Origin of the sequence: Nocardia cerradoensis NBRC 101014 (assembly GCF_000308535.1) — a bacterium.
Classification (GTDB): domain Bacteria; phylum Actinomycetota; class Actinomycetes; order Mycobacteriales; family Mycobacteriaceae; genus Nocardia; species Nocardia cerradoensis.
In genome coordinates this window covers 45737-64978 of sequence record NZ_BAFW01000240.1, presented here as the reverse complement: position 1 = coordinate 64978, position 19242 = coordinate 45737, and the positions used below count along the sequence as shown (strand labels likewise).

Genomic DNA, 19242 nt, shown 5'->3' with positions numbered 1-19242 from the left:
GCAGTAGATACACTCTCGGTCGTTCGACCATTTCGAGAGGCGGATCACGTTCGATGAAGTACGCGCTACGCGCCACAGTTGCCGCCGTCGCCGCCGCGGTGACCGTCCCGTTCTTCGCCCCCGGGGCTCAGGCCGGACCCGTCGCGACCGGCCCCGATGGTGGCGCCGCCGGCGCCGCGTGGACCGCTACCGAGGACGGCCCGCAGCAGTATCCGAACATCCACATCGACTGGGATGTGCCGATCACCATGAGCGACGGCACGGTGCTGAAGGGCAATGTGTACCGCCCCGCCGACGCCGCCAGCCGCCCGGTCGACACCCGTACCCCGGTCGTCGTGAACATGACGCCCTACACCAAGCTGGTGTCGAATCTGGCCGATCACGCGGGCTCGGTGCCGGGTCTGTCCGACGCGCTGCTGGGACTGTTCCGCCAGATCGATATGAGTGGCACCCCGCTGTCCGGCGTCACCGATCTGACCAAGGCCTTCGGCGGCGGCGAGCTCCGCAATTTCTCCGTCGACCGGCAGCTGATCGAGAGCGGCTACACCCAGGTCGTCGTCGATGTCCGCGGCACCGGCTTCTCGCAGGGCGAATGGGATATGTTGCGGCAGCGCGAGCAGCAGGACACCGTCGAGGTGATCGACTGGGCGTCGCGGCAACCGTGGTCGGACGGCAAGGTCGGGATGACCGGCATTTCCTATTCGGGCATCAATCAGGTCCAGGTCGCGGAGAAGCAGCCGCCCGCGCTGAAGGCGATCTTCCCGGTGGTGCCCGGCAGCGATCTGGTCGACGATGTGCTCGCTCCGGGCGGCGGCTTCGGCTTCAACTTCATTCCGTTGTGGCTCACCGCGATCAACACCCTCAAATGGGTTCCGGACGTGCAGTCGATCGTGACCGGCAAATTCGACACCACGTGGCTGAACGACCGGATCAGCGATCCGTACACCTATATGGACGTCCTGCTGAACGCCTACACCAACACCGATATGAACACCCTCGATCCGCGGGTGAAGGACATGTTGAACGACATGTCCGCGCAACGGCAGGCGTGGATCGGTGATCCGGGCCGAATCCGGGTGCCGACCTTCGTCACCGGCGGCTGGCACGATCTGTTCACCTACTCCGAATCCAAGATCTACAACCAGATCCCGTTGCCGCCCGGGCAGAAGCAGCTGTTCATGGGCAACACCTACCACCTCAACTCGGGCAACGAGTACGGCAAACCGGGCCTGCCGCCGCGGCTGGACGTGCTGCAGCGCGCGTGGTTCGACAAGTGGCTCAAGGGAATCGACAACGGCATCGACACCTACGGTCCGGTGACGCTGCGCGAACAGGGCGGCGGCTGGGTCACCCAGGGCGGTTTCGGGCCGTCGGCGCCGGCCGAGGAGGCGGCGAAGTATCGCCGCATGTACCTGTCCGCTGATCGCAGCGGCACCGCGAACAGCGTCTACGACGGCTCGCTGACCGCCGAATTCACCGGTGCGCCGGCGCGTCTGACGGTGGCGCCCGGTCTGACCACGGTGTGCTCCAACGATGCCGCGCAGGCCACCGCCGGTGTGCTCGCGATCATCAACGGCTGCGCCGCGGACTCGCGCATCGCGGAAACCGATGCGCTCACCTTCACCAGTGCGCCGGTCGCGGGCGAGACCACGATCTCGGGCCCGATCGCGGTGCGGCTCAACACGGTTCAGGACGCCGCCGACGGCTACTGGACGGTGACGGTGAACGACGTCGCGCCCGACGGGCAGTCGACGGTGCTGTCCTCGGGACAGCTGATGGCCTCGCTGCGTGAGGTCGACGAGGCGAACAGCACGCGTTCCGAGAACGGCGACTACACCGATCCGCGCGCCTACACCTCGCTGGACAAGCGCCTGCCCACGGTTCCCGGTGAGGTCACCGAGCTGAACATCGCCCTGCCCGCCACCCGGGCCGTGCTCGCGCCGGGCCATCGGCTGCGGGTGGACGTGTTCGCCGGCAACTTCCCCAAGGGCCTGCCGATCGCGCCGATGCTCGCCGACACCGGCCTGAAACCCGAGCATCTGCAACTGGATCCGAATGCCCCGAGTTTCGTGAACATCCCGCTCGAGGGAGACTCCGGCTGGTGATCCGGTAGGGGACTCCCCGACGGTCCCGGGAACGTACAACGGCGTACGTACCCGGGACTTTTCGTTTTCCGCCGGTCCGCGCGACGCGTCTGCCGCCGGTGCCTGCGGCGCGGAATTGAGGCGCACCTCACAACCGGCGTATGCCGCGGGGCCCAGCGACTCGGCCGACCGACACGCCGGAGGTGTTCACTCGCGATTCGCGCGACCTCCAGATGTGCGGTGCCGCAAGGCAAACTGTTCGCGCGATCATTGCCAGGCGGCCGAAAACCGCCGGTCGAGGCCGATCCGGGGCTCGGCCAACTTTGTGTGAACACCCGGCCAACGATCGCGGAATCAGCCGTGACCTGCGCGAAACTTCGTCAACCCGGGTTTGGAGTACGTGTCCGCGACCGTACGATTCTCTATGTGAGCGTTCCCCAGGCCGTGCTGCTTGCAGTCCTCGCGGCCGTAGTCGGTCTGGCCGTCGGTGGCCTGGTCATCCCGTACATGAACGCCCGGCAAGCCGAGCGCCGCGCGGCCGAATCCGGCCTGACCATGTCGCAGGTACTGGATCTGATCGTGCTGGCCTCGGAGAGCGGCATCGCCGTGGTCGACGAATATCGCGACGTGGTGCTGGTCAACCCGCGCGCCGAGGAACTGGGCCTGGTCCGCAACCGGTTGCTGGACGAACGCGCCTGGGCGGCGGTGGAGAAGGTGATCGCGACCGGCGAGGACGTCGAGTTCGACCAGACGCTGAAGAATCCGCTGCCGGGCCGCAACAGCATCGCCGTGCGCGGTGTGGCCCGCCCGCTCTCGCGCGGCGATTCGAACTTCGTCGTGCTGTTCGCCGACGACGACTCCGAACAGGCCCGTATGGAGGCCACCCGCCGCGATTTCGTCGCCAATGTCAGTCACGAGCTCAAGACCCCGGTCGGCGCGATGAGTCTGCTCGCCGAGGCCATGCTGGAGTCGGCCGACGATCCGGATTCGGTGCGGCATTTCGGACAGCGGCTGGTCAGCGAGTCGAACCGGATGGGCAAGATGGTCACCGAGCTGATCGCGCTGTCGCGGCTGCAGGGGGCCGAGAAGCTGCCACAGCTCGAGGCGGTCGACGTCGACACCGTGGTCAATGCCGCGATCGAACGGTCGCGAACCGCCGCCGAGGCCGCCGGCATCACCGTCAGCACCGACGCCAACAGCGGCCTCGAGATACTCGGCGACGAAACCCTGCTGGTGACGGCGCTGTCGAATCTGGTCGAGAACGCGATCAACTATTCGCCGAAGGGTTCGCACGTGTCGGTGAGCCGTTCGCTGCGCAACGGCCACGTCAATATCGCGGTCACCGACCGCGGCATCGGCATCGCCAAGGAAGACCAGGAACGGGTCTTCGAACGTTTCTTCCGCGCGGACAAGGCGCGTTCGCGCGCCACCGGCGGAACCGGACTCGGGCTGGCTATCGTCAAGCACGTGGCCGCCAATCACAATGGGGAAATCACGTTGTGGAGCAAATTGGGTACCGGTTCCACGTTCACGCTGCGTATTCCCGCGGTCGAATCCGGCAACCAGAATTCCGCCGCCCCGGCGGAGAGGAAGAGCCCCACCGCAATCGGGGTGGGCAAGAACGACGACGGTCCGCGCCGGCGGACCGGACAAAACGGTGTGGAGGCAACCCGATGACCAGTGTGTTGATCGTCGAGGACGAGGAGTCGCTGGCCGATCCGCTCGCGTTCCTGCTGCGCAAGGAGGGCTTCGAGGTCACGGTCGTGGGCGACGGGCCATCCGCGCTGTCGGAATTCGACCGCTCCGGTGCCGATATCGTGCTGCTGGATCTGATGCTGCCCGGGATGAGCGGCACCGATGTGTGCAAGCAGCTGCGCACCCGCAGCAGTGTGCCGGTGATCATGGTGACCGCGCGTGACAGCGAGATCGACAAGGTCGTCGGGCTGGAACTGGGCGCCGACGACTATGTCACCAAGCCGTACTCCTCACGGGAACTGATCGCCCGCATCCGGGCCGTGCTGCGCCGCGGCGCCGGCGAGGAGATGGACGGGTCCGGCGAGAGCGGCGTGCTCGAGGCAGGCCCGGTGCGCATGGATGTGGATCGCCACACCGTGCAGGTCAACGGCAAGTCGGTGACGCTGCCGCTGAAGGAATTCGATCTGCTCGAATACCTGCTGCGCAATTCCGGCCGGGTGCTGACCCGCGGCCAGCTGATCGACCGTGTCTGGGGCGCCGATTACGTCGGCGACACCAAGACCCTGGACGTCCACGTCAAGCGGCTGCGGTCGAAGATCGAGGCCGATCCGGCCAAGCCCGAACATCTGGTGACCGTGCGCGGACTCGGGTACAAGCTCGAGGCCTGATCTCCCGGAAACGAGAACGTCGCGGAAACGAGAAAGCCGCGAGGCCCGACGGGTCTCGCGGCTTTTCCGTATCGAGTTTCGTGCCGACTTCTCGAATCGACGCCGGTGCCGTCCGCTAGACGACGTGCACCCACGCGGTGCCGATCTGCGGCAGCTCCTGCTTCTGCAGCTGGAACCAGCCGAAGTCGTCACGCTGCCAGCAGTCGTCCAGCGGCGCGGTGTCGTCGTGGCACGCGATCGGGCGGGAGGTGCCGTAGGGGCTCACGATGACCTGCTTGCCGTTCTCCTTCGCGGACAGCACCGACGGGTCGTTGTAGACGACGAAGTTGTCGTTCTGCAGCGAGTAGTGCGCCGGATCGGTGGCGGGGTCGGCGTGCGCGGCGGGAGCCAGCGTCAGGGCCGCACCGGCGGCGAGTGCTGCAGTAGCCAAGAATTTCCTCATCATGGCTTATGCCTATCACGGGTACGTGAAGCGCGCATGGCGAGGCGATGACCGTACAGAGATACTTCACAATTCCCGTGCCGCTGCCGCGGCCGAAAGATAGGCGCCGAGCGCGGCGACGGATTCGGCCAGAGCCTGTCGCACCGTCGCGTCCGCGATCGTTCCGTCGGTGCCGACCATGCTGCCCAGCACGGTCATTCGCCGGCACGCGGATTCGATTTCCACCGCGCCGACATATCCGAGCACCGTGCGCAGCGATGTGATCGCACCTTCCCCGCGGCCCGGGGCCGCCACCGAAATCCAGGCCACCGGTTTCTCGTGCAGATCCGCGGCCCCGACGGTCCACTCCAGTAGATTCTTCAGACTGCCGGGAATGAAGCCGGCGTATTCGGGTGCGCAGAACACCACGGCATCGGCGGCCGCGAGTCGCTCACGCAAGGCGCGCACCGCGGGCGGGGCGGGCTGATCGCCGGGCACGAAGGCCGGGATATCGACCAATTCGGTGAACAATTCCGCGGTGCAGTCCGGTGCGGCGATTTCGGCGAAGGTGCGCAACGCGGCGGTGTTGGTGGATCCCGGCCGGGTGCTTCCGGAAATCAACAGGATTCGAGGTGCGCCGGGGCGTGATGCCACCGCGGAATCGTTTCCCGCGGAGTCGGAATCGGCGACGGAGGACTCGGATGCCGGCGTACCCGGCGCAATACCCATATTCGTACGAAATGGGTTGGCGGATCAGATATTCCCGGCCTGGTCGGTTTCGGCTTTCTCGCGGGCGGCGGTCGTGGCCGGATGCACCGCGATCAGTCCCAGCCCTTCGCGCCGGCGGCAGTGCCGGGCGAGTTCGTCGTAGGCCGGCTGCCCGATCAATTCGATCAGTTCGGGCGCGTAGGACTGCCAGACCGGGCGGCTCCCGACATGCGCGTCGGGCGAACCCGAGCAGTACCAGTGCAGATCCAGGCCACCCGGGCCCCAGCCGCGCCGGTCGTACTCGGTGATGGTGGTGCGCAGGATCTGTTCGCCGTCGGGCCGGTCGACCCAGTCCTGGGTGCGCCGGATCGGCAGCTGCCAGCACACCTCGGGCTTCACCGTCAGCGGCTCGATGCCCTTGCGCAGGGCCATCGTGTGCAGGGCGCATCCGATTCCGCCGGCGAAGCCCGGACGGTTGAGGAAGATGCAGGCGCCCTCGTAGCGGCGAGTGCGGATGGCCGGCTCGTCGTCGAGTTCGTCCTCTTCCAGATACAGCTTCTTGCGGACCTTGCCGTCGCGGTCGCGCGCCTCGTCCATCAGCTGCCAGTCCTGCGGCGTGAGCATCTTCACGGCCTTGGCCAGCTTCTTGCGATCGTCGTCGTCGCAGAGGAAGGCGCCGTGCGAACAGCAGCCGTCGTCCGGGCGGCCCTCGATGATGCCCTGGCAGGCCGGCGTGCCGAAGACACAGGTCCAGCGCGACAGCAGCCAGGTGAGGTCGGCCGCGATCACATGCTCGGCATTTGCCGGATCGACGAATTCGATCCACTCCCGCGGGAAGTCGAGATCGACCTCCGGTGCCGGATCGATCTTCGCAGCTGGTCGCAGCCCGGTCGGCGATGCTCCTGCGGTCACATCGCCAGACGCTAACAGCTTCCCCGCTCGAGCCCACTCCCGGGCTGCTGGGTCGGGGGAGTTCGGATTCGTCCTCCGGTGCTCGCACCGACCCCGGTACCGTATTCATGTGCGGCTCGGTGTTCTCGATGTGGGAAGTAATACCGTCCACCTGCTCGTGGTGGACGCGCATCGGGGTGGGCACCCGATGCCGATGAGCTCGACGAAGGCCACCCTGCGGCTGTCGGAGAATATGGACGACGCGGGCTGCATCACGCCCGAGGGCGCGGCCAAGCTCACCAAGACGATCACCGAATTCGCCAGTATCGCAAAGACTTCCGGCTGTGTGGAGCTGATGCCCTTCGCGACCTCGGCGCTGCGGGAGGCGGCCAATTCCGATGCCGTGCTGGCACAGATCCGCGCGCGTGCGGGTGTCGATCTGCGGGTGCTGTCGGGCGTCGACGAGGCCCGGCTGACGTTCCTGGCGGTGCGGCGTTGGTACGGGTGGAGTGCGGGGCGCATTCTGAATCTCGACATCGGCGGGGGATCGCTCGAGATGAGCAACGGCTGCGACGAGGCGCCCGATGCGGCGCTGTCGCTGCAGTTGGGTGCCGGCCGGCTGACCAGGGACTGGCTGAACGGCGACCCGCCGGGGAAGCGGCGGGTGGCGGTGCTGCGGGACTGGCTCGACGCCGAGTTGGTGATCCCGGCCAAACAATTGCTGGAGGTGGGGCGCCCGGATCTGGCGGTGGGCACCTCGAAAACCTTCCGCTCGCTGGCCCGGCTGACCGGAGCCGCCCCTTCGGCCGCGGGACCGCGCGTGCGGCGTAGTCTCACCAGTTCCGGTCTGCGGCAGTTGATCGCATTCATTTCTCGGATGACCGCCGCCGATCGCGCAGAATTGGAAGGTGTCAGTTCCGACCGGTCCCAGCAACTGGTGGCCGGCGCACTCGTGGCGGAGGCGAGTATGCGGGCATTGTCCCTCGATACGCTCGAAATCTGCCCGTGGGCGCTGCGCGAAGGACTGATCCTGCGCAAACTGGATACCGACCTGGGTACCGATCCGGGTCCGGGTAGTACTCGGCCCATCGGAGTGCCGGGCCCGACCGAGGCCGTATCGGGATGATCGATTCGGGCAGCGGTCTATCGGAAAGGAGCCGGCATGAGTGAGGATTCGACCCAGCTGTCGGTCGCCGAACTGCTGGCGCGCAACGGCCAGGGAGTTCCGGCGTCGGGCGGCGGACGGCGCCGCAGAGGCGGACGCGGCATCGCGGTCACCGACCTGACCGGCGACCTGCCGGCGGTCCGGGAGGGTTCCTCCTCGCACGCCGCCCCGGAGGCCGAGCCGGATCCGGAACCGATGCCCGACTTCCAACTCTCGGTACCCGGGTACGAAGCCGAGTCACCGCTGTCGGGCCCGATCAGCTTCTACGATCCCCTGGCCGCCGCTCCGGAGGCCCCGAGCGCGCCGAACTCCTGGGAGCAGCCGGGATACGAGGCGACCGGCTTACCGCCCGCCTCGTTCGAATCGCCGGGCGGATACGGCTCGTCGCCCGAGTTCGGCGCGGCACCCGGATACGCGGCTCCCGGATACGCGGCTCCCGGATACGCCGCTCCCGGATACGACGTCCAGCCCGATTCCACCCGGCATGCCGCGCCGGAGGGCTCGCCCGCCCCCTACGGCGTGGATTCCGCGCCGGCGCCCACCGGCCGCCGCGCCCGCCGCGAACTGCGGGAGGCGCTGGCCGAGCGGGAGGCGGCGGGGTCGTTCGCCCCACCGGAGGCGCCGGTGGATTCGGGCCGGTCGGGGCGCCGGCATCGGCCGGAGCCCGACGAGCGCAACACCGTGATGGTGCCGCCGTTCCGGGGCGGAATGGGAACCGACGCCACGCCGCCGACTGCTGCCTGGGCGCCGCCGCGCCCGCCCGAAACTCCTTCGCCGCACCGCGAATTCGGGGCTCCGGCAGGCCGCGAATTCGGTGCCCCCGAGTACCCCACACCGGGTCGCGCCGACCTGCCGCGCCGCAACGGCGCGAAGCCGGGACGCGACGGAGCCGATGCGCCCGACGGTCCCGCGGGCGGTCGCAACGGCGCCGACGCGGGCGGGGGTCTCCCCGCGTGGTCGGCGCGGCGGCGGCCGGGTGCTCCGGTTTCGGCTCCTCGTGATTTCGACGAATCCGGACCGGGCGGCCACGAGGACGAGCCGGCCGAGGATCGGTCGCCGGGATGGTCGCTGGCCGCTCGTGAGCAGCCGCTGCTGTCCGGCCAGACCGTTGCCGGAGATCTGCTGCGCGACGCCGGAGCTCGTGAGGAGCGGCGCGAAGCCGCGGCGCGCCGGGATCGCGGGCCGCGTCGCGGGGTCATCGATCTGCTCGATCCGGCCGAGGCGCGCACCGAGTTCTACGCACCGGTCGAACTCGACGAACCCGAGGACGACTACGACGACGATCTGCTCGACGACGAGGAGATCGAGGCCACCCCGCGTCGGCGCCGGGCCGCGCCGCGCGGATTCTCGCTGCGCGACAAACTGCCGCAGCTGAGCCGCCCGGCTCCGCGCCGTGGCTCGGTCGAGGATCTCAACCGCCGGCAGTGGATGATCCTCGGCGGCCAGGCCGTCGGCGCGGCGGTCGCGGGAATGTTGCTGTTCAAGGGTTTCGAGCAGATGTGGGACATCATGCCGTTCGTGGCCCTGGTACTGGCGATGGTCGTGATCCTCGGTCTGGTCGCGCTGGTTCGGGTGCTCCGCCGCACCGACGACATCCTCAGCACGGTGATCGCGGTCGTTGTGGGCATCTTCGTGACGCTCGGACCGCTAGCCTTTCTTCTCAGCACGAACTGAGCAGGGAGCAGCAAGTGGGGTACAGCGGTCAGGTGGGGACCACCGTTCAGGTGGGGTTGTCGACGGCGTCGGTCTATCCGGAGAACACCGAGGCGGCGTTCCGGTACGCCGCCGACTTGGGTTACGACGGTGTGGAATTGATGGTCTGGGCCGAACCGGCCAGCCAGAACATCGCCACCGTCCAGTCGTACGTGCGCCGGTACTCGGTGCCGGTGCTGGCGGTGCACGCGCCCTGTTTGCTCATTTCGCAGCGGGTGTGGGGCGCCGATCCGGTGGCCAAGCTCGAACGCAGTGTGCGAGCCGCGGAGTCGCTGGGGGCGGCGACCGTGGTGGTGCATCCGCCCTTCCGCTGGCAGCGGCGCTATGCGGAGGGTTTCGCGCAGCAGGTGGGCGAACTCGAGGACAGCAGTCCGGTCGTGGTCGCGGTGGAGAACATGTTCCCCATGCGCGCCGACACGCTGTTCGGGCGCCGCTCCGGCTCGGCGCGCCGGCTGGAACGCCGTGGCGGGCCGGGACTTTCCGTGACCGCGTTCAGTCCGTCCTACGATCCGACCGACACCGGCTTCCGGCACTACACCCTGGATCTGTCGCACACCGCGACCGCCGGAATGGACGCACTGACATTGGCCGATCGCATGGGCAGCGGTCTGGCGCATTTGCACCTGGCCGACGGCCGCGGCGCCGCGCACGACGAACACCTGATTCCCGGCGAGGGTGCGCAGCCCTGTGTGGAAGTGTGTGAAGCGTTGGTGCGCAACGGTTTCCGCGGTCATGCCGTGATCGAGGTGAACACCCAGAACGCGCGGACCACCGCCGACCGCGCCGCGATGCTGGGGCGATCGCTGCGGTTCGCCCGCACCCATCTGAACAATCTGCAGCCGGCGCCGGGGCGGGAACCGACCAGGCAGTGGTGAGCGGCCACCGCCCGGTACAGCTCCGCCTGCTACAGCTCGGCCCGTACAGCTTCGTCACACCCGGTAGGGAATCGAGCGACCTTCCGGCAGACTTATACGGTGTACGAGCCGGTCGGAACCGGCTGGCCCACGGAGAGGAGCGGCGGGTGACGGAACTGGCGGTCGAGACGGTACGACCGGAGGTGGACGACGCACCGTTCAGCCGGGTGTGCGCGGTGACCGAGGTGGAGGCTTCCGCGGAGCTCGCGCGCTATCGCGGCGTGATCGATCCGGTGTGGACGATCGGCAAGAAACTGCACGGCGGCACCATGATCGCCTCGTCGGCGGCCGCCGCCACGACCCGGTTGCGCACCACCCACCCCGAGCTGGCCGAGATGTCCCCGATCGCGGCGAGCACCGATTTCCTCGGCGCTCCCGATCCGGGCGAGGTCGAGTACGAGGTCCGTATCCGCAAGACGGGCCGCCAGATCTGCCTGGTCGACGCCGATCTGGTCCAGGGTGGCCGCACGCTGGTGCATTCGGCGTTCACCTTCGGTCACCTCGACGACGCGGAACCGGCCTATCGGCGCGAGACCGTGGCGGATATGCCGCCGGAGCCACCCGCCGACGCCCTGGGATACGACGAACCGGATTCTCCGATGGGCCGGTTGGTCAATGTCGCGCGGGGCGCGTCGGTGGCGATCGATCCGTCCTGGGCGCGGTTCCTGTCCGGCGAGCAGGGCGAGCCGCGGCTGCGCCTGTGGATCCGTCCGCGCGCCGGTGACGGCAGCGATCCCGACGTCGCCGCCTACTTCGCCATGATGGCGGGCGATATGAGCCCGCCGGTGCCGATGAATATGGGCCGGTTCGGCTGGGCTCCGACCGTGCAGCTCACCACCTACCTGCGGCGGCGTCCCGCCCCGGGCTGGCTGCGGGTGATCGCGACCGCCCACGAGATCGGTGAGCGCATGTTCGACGAGGATCAGATCGTGCTCGACAGCACGGGCGCGGTGGTGGCGCAGTCCCGCCAGCTCGCGCTGATTCCCCTGCCGCGCTGATTCGCTGCCACGCCGCCCCCTGATCGCCCCTGCCCCGCGCCGCTCGCCGCGCACGGATAGCCTTGGGCCTCATGACGAGAATTGCGGTGATCGGTGGCGGACGGATCGGCGAGGCGTTGATTGCCGGGCTGCTCGAGGCCGGGCGACCGGGTAAGGATCTGGTCGTGGTCGAGACGGTGACGGCCCGCGCGCAGGTGTTGAGCGAGCGGTTCGGCATCCGGGTCACCGACAGTCTGGCCGAGGCCGCGGCGGGCGCGGATGTGCTGGTGGTCGCGGTGAAGCCGCACGATGTCGACGCCGTGCTGACCGAACTCGGCAAACTCGAACTCGACAACGACCGCGATCAGATCCTGGTGTCGCTGGCTGCCGGCGTGACCACCGCCCGGGTGGAGTCGAAGTTGCCCGCCGGATTCCCGGTGGTGCGGGTCATGCCGAACACCCCGATGCTGGTCGGCCAGGGCATGAGCGCGATCGCGGCCGGTCGTCATGCCAAATCCGGCGAGCTGGATACGGTTTCGGAACTGCTGGGCGCGGTCGGCAGGGTCGTCACCGTCGCCGAGAGTCAGATGGACGCGGTGACCGCGGTGTCCGGATCCGGGCCCGCGTACTTCTTCCTGGTGGTCGAGGCCATGGTGGAGGCCGGTGTCGGCCTCGGCCTGACCCGGGACGTGGCCACCGAACTGGTCGTGCAGACCATGCTCGGCTCGGCGGCGCTGCTGGAGGAATCCGGACAGGATGCCGCGGAGTTGCGTGCCGCGGTGACCTCGCCGGCGGGGACGACCGCGGCGGCCGTGCGCGAGCTCGAGCGCGGCGGCGTGCGCTCGGCGTTCTGGGAGGCGCTGCACGCGGCCAAGCGCCGCTCGGTCGAACAGGGGGCGACCGGCGAGTAACCGCGCGGTGGCCGCTGGGTGTGACGTGACATCCGCTGGTGACACTGCTATTTCTCCCACCCGTCGCAGCAATCCCACTGGTCACGCTAAGCTCGAGGGAGCACGTGCGTGTCTGTTCCGCCGGTGGGGAAGCCGGCGGCGCGGACGTGCCGGAGGTCAGTGGCGCAATGATGTCTGGAAACAGCTCTGCGAGTTCCGGTCCTGTCATCGGCGGTGGAGGAACACAGTTCCTCACCGTTGCCGAGGTGGCGAATCTGATGCGGGTTTCGAAGATGACGGTGTATCGGCTGGTTCACTCGGGAGAACTACCCGCTGTCAGAGTCGGTCGATCGTTCCGGGTACACGCCAAGGCGGTACACGACTACCTGCAGACGTCGTACTTCGACGCCGGGTAGGGACGTGTGAACGCCGGTCGGCGGTGTCGGCGACCGGGCACATCGGTGCCCGTTTCGTTCGCCGTGGGTTGGCCCGGTACGATGAACCACCGTTGTGTTACCCGCTGCCGATCTGGGTCAGGTCGGGAGCTGAACACTGGTTGCCAGGCGGCCGCCGAGCGAACCGGAAGATGGGCGTACGTAACCGGCGTGCGTGCCGAGGGTAGAGAGAGAACGCGAGGAACAACCCTATGGGTTCTGTGATCAAGAAGCGCCGTAAGCGGATGTCGAAGAAGAAGCACCGCAAGCTGCTTCGCCGTACGCGCGTGCAGCGTCGCAAACTCGGCAAGTAAGCCTTACACGCTGGAAATTAGCTGGAAGCCCGCCACCGTTTCAGGTGGCGGGCTTCAGCATTTGTTTCCGGTGACTGAAGTCATCGTTAGATCCTGGTAAATACTGTCGGCCACCTCCGTAACAGCCGCTACTCTGGTTAACGGAACTAGCCAAAGCAGGGGTGCACAGGTGGGATTCGGCGTGGGTTCGGATATGCGGGACGGGCGAACGGCTGGCCGCGACGACCAGCCGCCACAAGTCGTTCTCGTCACCGGCGCGAGCCGCTTCTTCGGCGGCAATGTCATCACACGGCTGGCGGCCGATCCCGCGATCGAACGCGTCATCGCCGTCGACGCCCGGATGCCCAGTCGCGATCTGCTGCGCCGGATGGGGCGCGCCGAGTTCGTTCGCGCCGACATTCGAAATCCGTTGATCCGCAAGGTGATCGACGGGAACAAGGTCGACACCGTCGTGCATCCGGCCGTACTGTCCCGCCCGCCCGCCGGTGGCGGCCGGGCGGCGATGAAGGACTACAACGTCTTCGGCGCCATGCAGCTGATGGCGGTCTGTCAGAAGGCGCCGAGTGTGCGCCGTGTCGTGGTCCGCTCCTCCTCGGCGGTCTACGGCTGCGGTCCGAAGGATCCGGCGAAATTCACCGAGGAGATGAGTGCGCGCACGCCGCCGAAGGGCTGGTTCGCGCGCGACATGATCGAGGTCGAGGGATTCGTCCGCGGAATGGCACGCCGGCGTCCGGATATCGCCGCGGCGATCCTTCGATTCGCACCGATAGTGGGGCCGCGTCTGGCGGGCCGGGGCGTGCAGTATTTCCGTTCCCCGATCACGCCGACGATCTTCGGCCGCGACCCCCGTATGCAGCTGTTGCACGAAGAGGACGCGATCGCGGCGCTGGCGCATGCCGCGCATTCCGCTCCCGGCGGCACCTTCAATGTCGCCGGTGACGGGGCGCTGGCATTGTCGCAGGCCATCCGTCGTGCGGGTCGCGTCGAACTACCGGTGCCGATGAGTGTTTTCCATACGGTCGGCCGGTCGTTCATGGGCCCGGTGATGCGTGAGTTCACCACCGAGCAGATCGATTACTTCCACTTCGGCTGTGGATTGGACACCACGAGAATGCGTACCGAACTCGGCTTCGCACCGCGTTGGACAACGGTGCAGGCGTTCGACGACTTCATCGGGGGCGCAGCGTTGCGGCCCGTCATCGATCCGCGCTGGATCGACGCTGCAGAAAACAGACTCCTCGGCCTCGTCGGGGCCGGGACGGGAGCACATCGATGAACGACGTGGCCAAAGTCATTCACCTGCACGAGACGGATTTCGAGGCCCGGCAGCGCCCGGCATCGCGGCGCTGGCCCGGGGAGTCGGCCCTGCAGCCGGTGACCTCGCTGACCGAGCGGCTGGCCGAATCGGCGCCGCCGCGCTCGCTGGGTGATCTGGTGCGGGGTGCGGTGGCCGACGGTATTCGCAATACCGCCGATTTCGCCCGCCGCCGCCTCACCGGGGACTATCAGGTCGACGAGTTCGGTCGCGACGAACATCTGCTCCAATCGGTCATCCTGCCGTCACTGCGACCGCTGTCGGATCTGTGGTTCCGGGTGGACGTCAACGGTATCGAGAACATTCCGTCCTCCGGTGGCGCGCTGGTCGTCTCCAATCACGCCGGCGTGGTGGCACTGGACGCGCTGATGCTGCAGCTGGCGGTGCACGATCGGCATCCCGCCCATCGGTCGCTGCGATTGCTGGCCGCGGATCTGGTGTTCGAGATGCCGGTGGTGGGCGGGCTGGCCCGCAAGGCCGGCCACACCCTGGCCTGCCCGGCCGACGCCGAACGGCTGCTGCGGTCGGGCGAGGTCGCGGGCGTGTTCCCCGAGGGTTTCAAGGGCATCGGCAAGCCGTATGCGGAGCGCTACAAGTTGCAGCGCTTCGGCCGCGGCGGATTCGTTTCGGCGGCGGTGAAAACCGGTGTGCCGATCATTCCGTGCTCGATCGTCGGTTCCGAGGAGATCTATCCGAAACTCGCCGATATCAAGCCGTTGGCGCGGCTGCTCGGATTGCCGTATTTCCCGGTGACTCCGACATTTCCGCATCTGGGACCGCTGGGTGCGATCCCGTTGCCGTCGAAGTGGACCATCGAATTCGGCAAGCCCATCGCGACCGAGGATTACGCGGCCGAGGCGGCCGACGACCCGATGACGATGTTCGAGGTCACCGATCAGGTCCGCGAAACCATCCAGCAGACGCTGTACAAACTGCTCACCAAGCGGCGCAATCCCTTTACCGGCTGATCGAGAACGAGCCGGACGAACTGAGTCTCCTCGCCCCGGCGGGGAGACTCAGCCGTGCTGTTCGCGCCTGCGGGTGAGCACGGCGGCCGCCGCGCCACCGGCCGCACCCAGCGCCAATGCGGTGGGCACGCCGATCTTGGCGGCCTTGCGGCCGGTCCGGAAATCGCGAATCTCCCACCCGCGGTTCTTGGCGACCTCGCGCAGGTCCGAATCCGGGTTGATCGCCACCGCGGTCCCGGCCAGCGAGAGCATCGGCACGTCGTTGTGGCTGTCGGAATAGGCCGTGCAGCGTTTGAGATTGAGACCCTCGCGAATGGCCAGGGTGCGCACCGCATGCGCTTTGCCGAGGCCGTGCAGAATATCGCCGACCAGCCGTCCGGTGAAGACGCCGTCCACGCTTTCGGCGACCGTGCCCAGCGCGCCGGTCAGCCCGAGGCGTTTCGCGATGACCTGTGCGAGTTCCACCGGCGTCGCGGTCACCAGCCACACCTGCTGCCCGGCGTCCAGATGCATTTGCGCCAGTGCGCGGGTGCCGGGCCAGATCTTGTCGGCGATGATTTCGTCGTAGATTTCCTCGCCGAGTGCCGCGAGTTCGGCGGTCGAGCGGCCGGCGATGAATGACAGCGCCTTTTCCTTACCGCTGGCCATATCGCCCTGGCTTTCCTTGCCCGTGACCCGGAATTTCACCTGCTTCCAGGCCATATCGACGAGGTCGGAAGTCTTGAAATATTTCCGCGCCGCCAGGCCGCGCGCGAAGTGCACGATCGAGGCGCCCTGCACCATCGTGTTGTCCACGTCGAAAAATGCCGCCGCGGTCAGGTCGCGGGGCGGGCGCGCATGTGGCGGTAATTCCGAATCGGATTCGGCCCCATAGGTTTCGGCCAATTCCGCGTCGTGCAGTGCGAGGGCCGCGTCGGCGCTGGCCTCACCGGCGAGGTTGGCGCGTACCTCCTCCTCGCTGGGTCCGAACGGGCTGCGCGCGATCCGCGTGAGCTGATCCGACAGCCCCTGCCCCCAGCGCGCCGGGAATTCGCCGAACCTGCCCGCGATGAAGCCCGTCCTCGCATCTTTCGATCGTTCCGGCACCAGTACCTCCGCCTGTTCGCGCGAACACTCCAACATTAGCCGAGCACAGCGTTGTCCCGATGGCTGCTCGGCGATGTGTGCTCAGCGACTCAAATCGGCCCGCAATCGCGGTTCGTCGACGTCGAAGTAACTGTGTTCCCGGCCGTCGAGCAGCACCACCGGCAGCCGGTCGCCGAACTCGGCTCGCAGCGACGGGTCGGTGGCCGCCGCCGCGTCCACATCGACGGTCGCCGGCTCCAGCCCGAAGTCCGCGCAGATGGCGCGCAGTTGCGTCAGTGCGACCGTGCACATACCGCAGCCGTCGCGGGTCAGCAAAGTCACCGAATGCGTGGCAGTACTCATATCGCCATTAAATGCCACGGTGCCGACAGAGCTGCGATTAGCCGCGAATCGCCGGATTCGCGCGACGAAAACGCCGGTCCGGCGTGCCTGCCCCGAAGCTCGTGCCACGGCGGTTGAATGTGAGCAGGCATTCGTGAAGCCGACGAGTGGAGAGTGACTGAATTCACCGACTTTGTGCAGGGCTTCACAAGCGGTTACGGTGGTGACACGCGACCCGCCTGCTTCTGGCGGCGGACGCAACCGCACCCCGTGTATCAATACCGATCCGATACCGATGCCTGTGCCCGGTATCGGCGGCGGACCAAGCGAAAACCCGGACACTACCCCCCGGCCGGACGAGGAGCCGAACGACGTGACAGAGCAGCATGAGACGCCAGGTGGCGTCTCCGGCAGAGCTCTGAACAGCGTTTCCGGCAAATCCATCAACAAGGACATCCCGCAGGCGACGGTGACCCGTTTGGCCACCTACCTCCGAGTGCTCGCCGTCCTGGCCGACGAGGGTGTGCTCATCGTATCGAGTGAAGAACTGGCTGTCGCGGCGGGTGTCGGTTCGGCCAAGCTTCGTAAGGATCTATCCTTCCTCGGCCCCAACGGGGTTCGCGGCGTCGGCTACGACGTGGCCAAGTTGCGCAACCGCATCGAAGACGTTCTCGGCCTGGCCGACGGCCATCGCGTGATCCTGGTCGGCGCCGGAAATCTGGGCCGGGCGCTGGCCGGTTACGGCGGATTCTCGCGGCGCGGATTCACCATGGTCGGCATCTTCGACAACGATCCCGCGGTGATCGGCGCCCCGGTCGCCGGGCTGCGCGTGCTCGACACCGCCCGGCTGCGGGCCGCGGTCGCCGAACTCGCCCCCACGATCGCGGTCGTCACCGTTCCCGATGCCGCGGCCCAGAGCGTCTGCGACGAACTCGTCGCCGCCGGGGTGCAGTGCATCCTCAGCTTCTCGCCGGTGAACCTGGCGGTTCCGGCCACCGTGGAGGTCCGCCGCGTCGACCTCGCCGTCGAACTGCAGATGCTGTCGTTCGAGCGCGCTCGCAGCGCGGAACTCGAGGCCGCCGAGCCGGCCGCGACCGAGCGCGTCGCCGCGGGGGAGACCGTGCACGCGGTATCCACCCCGATCGGGCGGCGAATGGCCGGACGCGCGGCCCACCAGCCCGCACCCCGCAAGACAACCTCGCATTCGGCAACGGAGCCAACCAGCAAGGGATCGGTGGTCGCACCATGAGTGTGCTTCTCGTCGGAATTTCGCATCGCAGCGCTCCCGTGGCGGTGCTGGAGAAGGTCGCGGTCACCGAGGAGGACCGGCCCAAGCTCACCGATCGCATGCTGGCCTCCCAGCACATCTCCGAGGCGATGATCGTCTCCACCTGCAACCGCGTCGAGATCTACGCCGTCGTCGACGCCTTCCATGGTGGGCTCGCCGAGGTCGGTGATCTGCTGGCCCGGCATTCCGATCTGCCGCTGCCCGAACTGACCAAACACGCCTACGTGCGCTACAGCGAGGCCGCGGCCGAACATCTGTTCGCCGTGGCCAGCGGCCTGGATTCGATGGTCGTCGGCGAGCAGCAGGTGCTCAGCCAGATCCGCTCGGCCTACGCCGCCGCCGATGCCCAGCAGGCCGCCGGGCGCACCCTGCACGAATTGGCCCAGCACGCGCTGCGGGTCGGCAAGCGGGTGCATTCGGAGACCGGAATCGACCGCGCGGGCGCCTCGGTGGTGTCGGTCGCGCTGGATCGCGCCGCGAACGTGCTCGGTGATCTGGCCGGGCGCACCGCGGTCGTGGTCGGCGCGGGCGCGATGGGCGGGCTGTCGGTCGCACATCTGGCGCGGGCCGGAATCGGCAGAATCATCGTGGTCAACCGCACGCTCGCGCGTGCCCAGCGGCTGGCCCACACCGCGACCACCATGCACGGCGCACCGGCGACCGCGATGGAGCTGTCGAACCTGGTGAACGCCATGGCCGATGCCGACATCGTGATCACCAGCACCGGCGCGGTCGGTTCGGTGGTGAGCCTGGCCGACGCCCACCGCGCCCTCAACGTCTCCCGCGCCGGACATCAGATGGTGATCTGCGACCTGGGGCTGCCGCGCGATGTGGATCCCGCGGTGGCCGGCCTGCCCGATATCACCGTCATCGACATGGAGACGCTGCAGCGCGACCCAGCAGCGGGTGCGGCGGCCGACGACACCAGCGCCGCGCGCGCCCTGGTCGCCGAGGAACTCGCCAAATATCTGTCCGGCCAGCGGATGGCCGAAGTCACCCCGACCGTCGCGGCCCTGCGCCAGCGCGCGGCCGAGGTGGTCGAGGCCGAACTGATGCGGCTGGAATCCAAACTGCCCGATCTCGGCGATCCGCAGCGTGAAGAGGTGGCCCGCACGGTGCGCCGGGTGGTCGACAAACTGCTGCACGCGCCCACGGTCCGGGTCAAGCAGCTGGCCTCGGCGCCCGGCGGCGGCAGCTACGCCGAGGCGCTGCGCGAATTGTTCGAATTGAAACCCGGTGCGGCACAAGCTGTTGCGGCGCCGATGGAAATCGCCACCCTCGGCGGCGAACTGGCCGACGACTTCACCACGAGCCATCTCGGAGACGAACAGGGGCATCCGCAGTGAGCGCTGATACGGCCACCGCATTCGGGGGCGCGGCCACCGGGGTC

18 protein-coding genes and 1 pseudogene are annotated in these 19242 nt (G+C 67.9%); 14 read left to right on the top strand and 5 right to left on the bottom strand.

Annotation, left to right across the window (positions count from 1 at the left end; genetic code table 11):
- Positions 1-53: 53 nt before the first annotated feature.
- The 3 genes from ON23_RS25185 to ON23_RS25175 all read left to right on the top strand — a co-directional run bounded on the left by ON23_RS25185 (position 54) and on the right by ON23_RS25175 (position 4447).
- Positions 54-2105: a CocE/NonD family hydrolase gene (locus tag ON23_RS25185; protein ID WP_039781194.1), complete on the top strand. Its 2052-nt coding sequence runs from the start codon at positions 54-56 to the stop codon at positions 2103-2105.
- 405 nt (positions 2106-2510) lie between these two features.
- The gene (locus ON23_RS25180; protein ID WP_030516180.1) at positions 2511-3761 is read left to right on the top strand and encodes a sensor histidine kinase; all 1251 of its coding nucleotides are present in this window, start codon (positions 2511-2513) and stop codon (positions 3759-3761) included.
- Complete coding sequence (locus tag ON23_RS25175) at positions 3758-4447, top strand: response regulator (protein ID WP_030516181.1); 690 nt, start codon at positions 3758-3760, stop codon at positions 4445-4447. The genes ON23_RS25180 and ON23_RS25175 overlap by 4 nt, the downstream gene beginning before the upstream one ends.
- A gap of 115 nt (positions 4448-4562) precedes the next feature.
- Here the strand turns inward: ON23_RS25175 and ON23_RS25170 are convergent, their stop codons facing one another.
- The 3 genes from ON23_RS25170 to ON23_RS25160 form a co-directional block, all read right to left on the bottom strand.
- On the bottom strand, positions 4563-4877 hold the full coding sequence (locus ON23_RS25170) for a hypothetical protein (protein ID WP_157170289.1): 315 nt from the start codon (positions 4875-4877) through the stop codon (positions 4563-4565).
- A gap of 78 nt (positions 4878-4955) precedes the next feature.
- On the bottom strand, positions 4956-5522 hold the full coding sequence (locus ON23_RS25165) for an NADPH-dependent FMN reductase (RefSeq protein ID WP_039781265.1): 567 nt from the start codon (positions 5520-5522) through the stop codon (positions 4956-4958).
- A 99-nt stretch (positions 5523-5621) separates the two neighbouring features.
- Complete coding sequence (locus ON23_RS25160) at positions 5622-6443, bottom strand: DUF3109 family protein (RefSeq protein WP_174376525.1); 822 nt, start codon at positions 6441-6443, stop codon at positions 5622-5624.
- Positions 6444-6597: 154 nt separating this feature from the next.
- Between ON23_RS25160 and ON23_RS25155 the strand changes: the two genes are divergently transcribed.
- From ON23_RS25155 to ON23_RS25120, 9 genes and pseudogenes are all read left to right on the top strand, one after another.
- Positions 6598-7593, top strand: coding sequence for a Ppx/GppA family phosphatase (locus tag ON23_RS25155; protein ID WP_051043288.1), 996 nt, complete (start codon positions 6598-6600; stop codon positions 7591-7593).
- Positions 7594-9057: 1464 nt separating this feature from the next.
- Positions 9058-9306 (top strand): annotated as a pseudogene (locus ON23_RS39970) (Rv0497 family membrane protein); the annotation flags it as partial.
- A gap of 50 nt (positions 9307-9356) precedes the next feature.
- On the top strand, positions 9357-10220 hold the full coding sequence (locus ON23_RS25145) for a sugar phosphate isomerase/epimerase family protein (protein WP_051043306.1): 864 nt from the start codon (positions 9357-9359) through the stop codon (positions 10218-10220).
- A gap of 146 nt (positions 10221-10366) precedes the next feature.
- A complete protein-coding gene (locus ON23_RS25140) occupies positions 10367-11257 on the top strand; it encodes a thioesterase family protein (RefSeq protein ID WP_083904219.1) in 891 nt (296 codons plus the stop codon).
- Between the two features lie 71 nt (positions 11258-11328).
- Positions 11329-12147: a pyrroline-5-carboxylate reductase gene (gene proC, locus ON23_RS25135; protein ID WP_039781190.1), complete on the top strand. Its 819-nt coding sequence runs from the start codon at positions 11329-11331 to the stop codon at positions 12145-12147.
- Between the two features lie 167 nt (positions 12148-12314).
- On the top strand, positions 12315-12542 hold the full coding sequence (locus ON23_RS25130) for a helix-turn-helix domain-containing protein (RefSeq protein WP_030516190.1): 228 nt from the start codon (positions 12315-12317) through the stop codon (positions 12540-12542).
- A gap of 230 nt (positions 12543-12772) precedes the next feature.
- The gene (locus tag ON23_RS37065) at positions 12773-12874 is read left to right on the top strand and encodes a 30S ribosomal protein bS22 (RefSeq protein WP_003402602.1); all 102 of its coding nucleotides are present in this window, start codon (positions 12773-12775) and stop codon (positions 12872-12874) included.
- Between the two features lie 193 nt (positions 12875-13067).
- Positions 13068-14150: an NAD-dependent epimerase/dehydratase family protein gene (locus ON23_RS25125; RefSeq protein WP_039781258.1), complete on the top strand. Its 1083-nt coding sequence runs from the start codon at positions 13068-13070 to the stop codon at positions 14148-14150.
- Positions 14147-15157 carry a lysophospholipid acyltransferase family protein gene (locus ON23_RS25120; RefSeq protein WP_039781189.1) on the top strand — a complete coding sequence of 337 codons (1011 nt, stop codon included), beginning with the start codon at positions 14147-14149 and terminating at the stop codon, positions 15155-15157. Before ON23_RS25125 ends, ON23_RS25120 begins: the two co-directional genes overlap by 4 nt.
- Positions 15158-15205: 48 nt before the next feature.
- On the opposite strand, the gene ON23_RS25115 is transcribed toward ON23_RS25120, so the two are convergent.
- Both ON23_RS25115 and ON23_RS25110 read right to left on the bottom strand, forming a co-directional pair.
- Entirely contained in the window at positions 15206-16243 is a 1038-nt protein-coding gene (locus tag ON23_RS25115; RefSeq protein ID WP_373282250.1) for an HAD family hydrolase, read from the bottom strand.
- Positions 16244-16324: 81 nt separating this feature from the next.
- On the bottom strand, positions 16325-16585 hold the full coding sequence (locus ON23_RS25110) for a glutaredoxin family protein (protein WP_036505996.1): 261 nt from the start codon (positions 16583-16585) through the stop codon (positions 16325-16327).
- 352 nt (positions 16586-16937) lie between these two features.
- On the opposite strand from ON23_RS25110, the gene ON23_RS25105 reads away from it, so the two are divergent.
- Together ON23_RS25105 and ON23_RS25100 are read left to right on the top strand one after the other, a co-directional pair.
- Entirely contained in the window at positions 16938-17813 is an 876-nt protein-coding gene (locus ON23_RS25105; RefSeq protein WP_039781256.1) for a redox-sensing transcriptional repressor Rex, read from the top strand.
- The gene (locus ON23_RS25100) at positions 17810-19198 is read left to right on the top strand and encodes a glutamyl-tRNA reductase (RefSeq protein ID WP_039781186.1); all 1389 of its coding nucleotides are present in this window, start codon (positions 17810-17812) and stop codon (positions 19196-19198) included. The genes ON23_RS25105 and ON23_RS25100 overlap by 4 nt, the downstream gene beginning before the upstream one ends.
- Positions 19199-19242 lie beyond the last annotated feature (44 nt).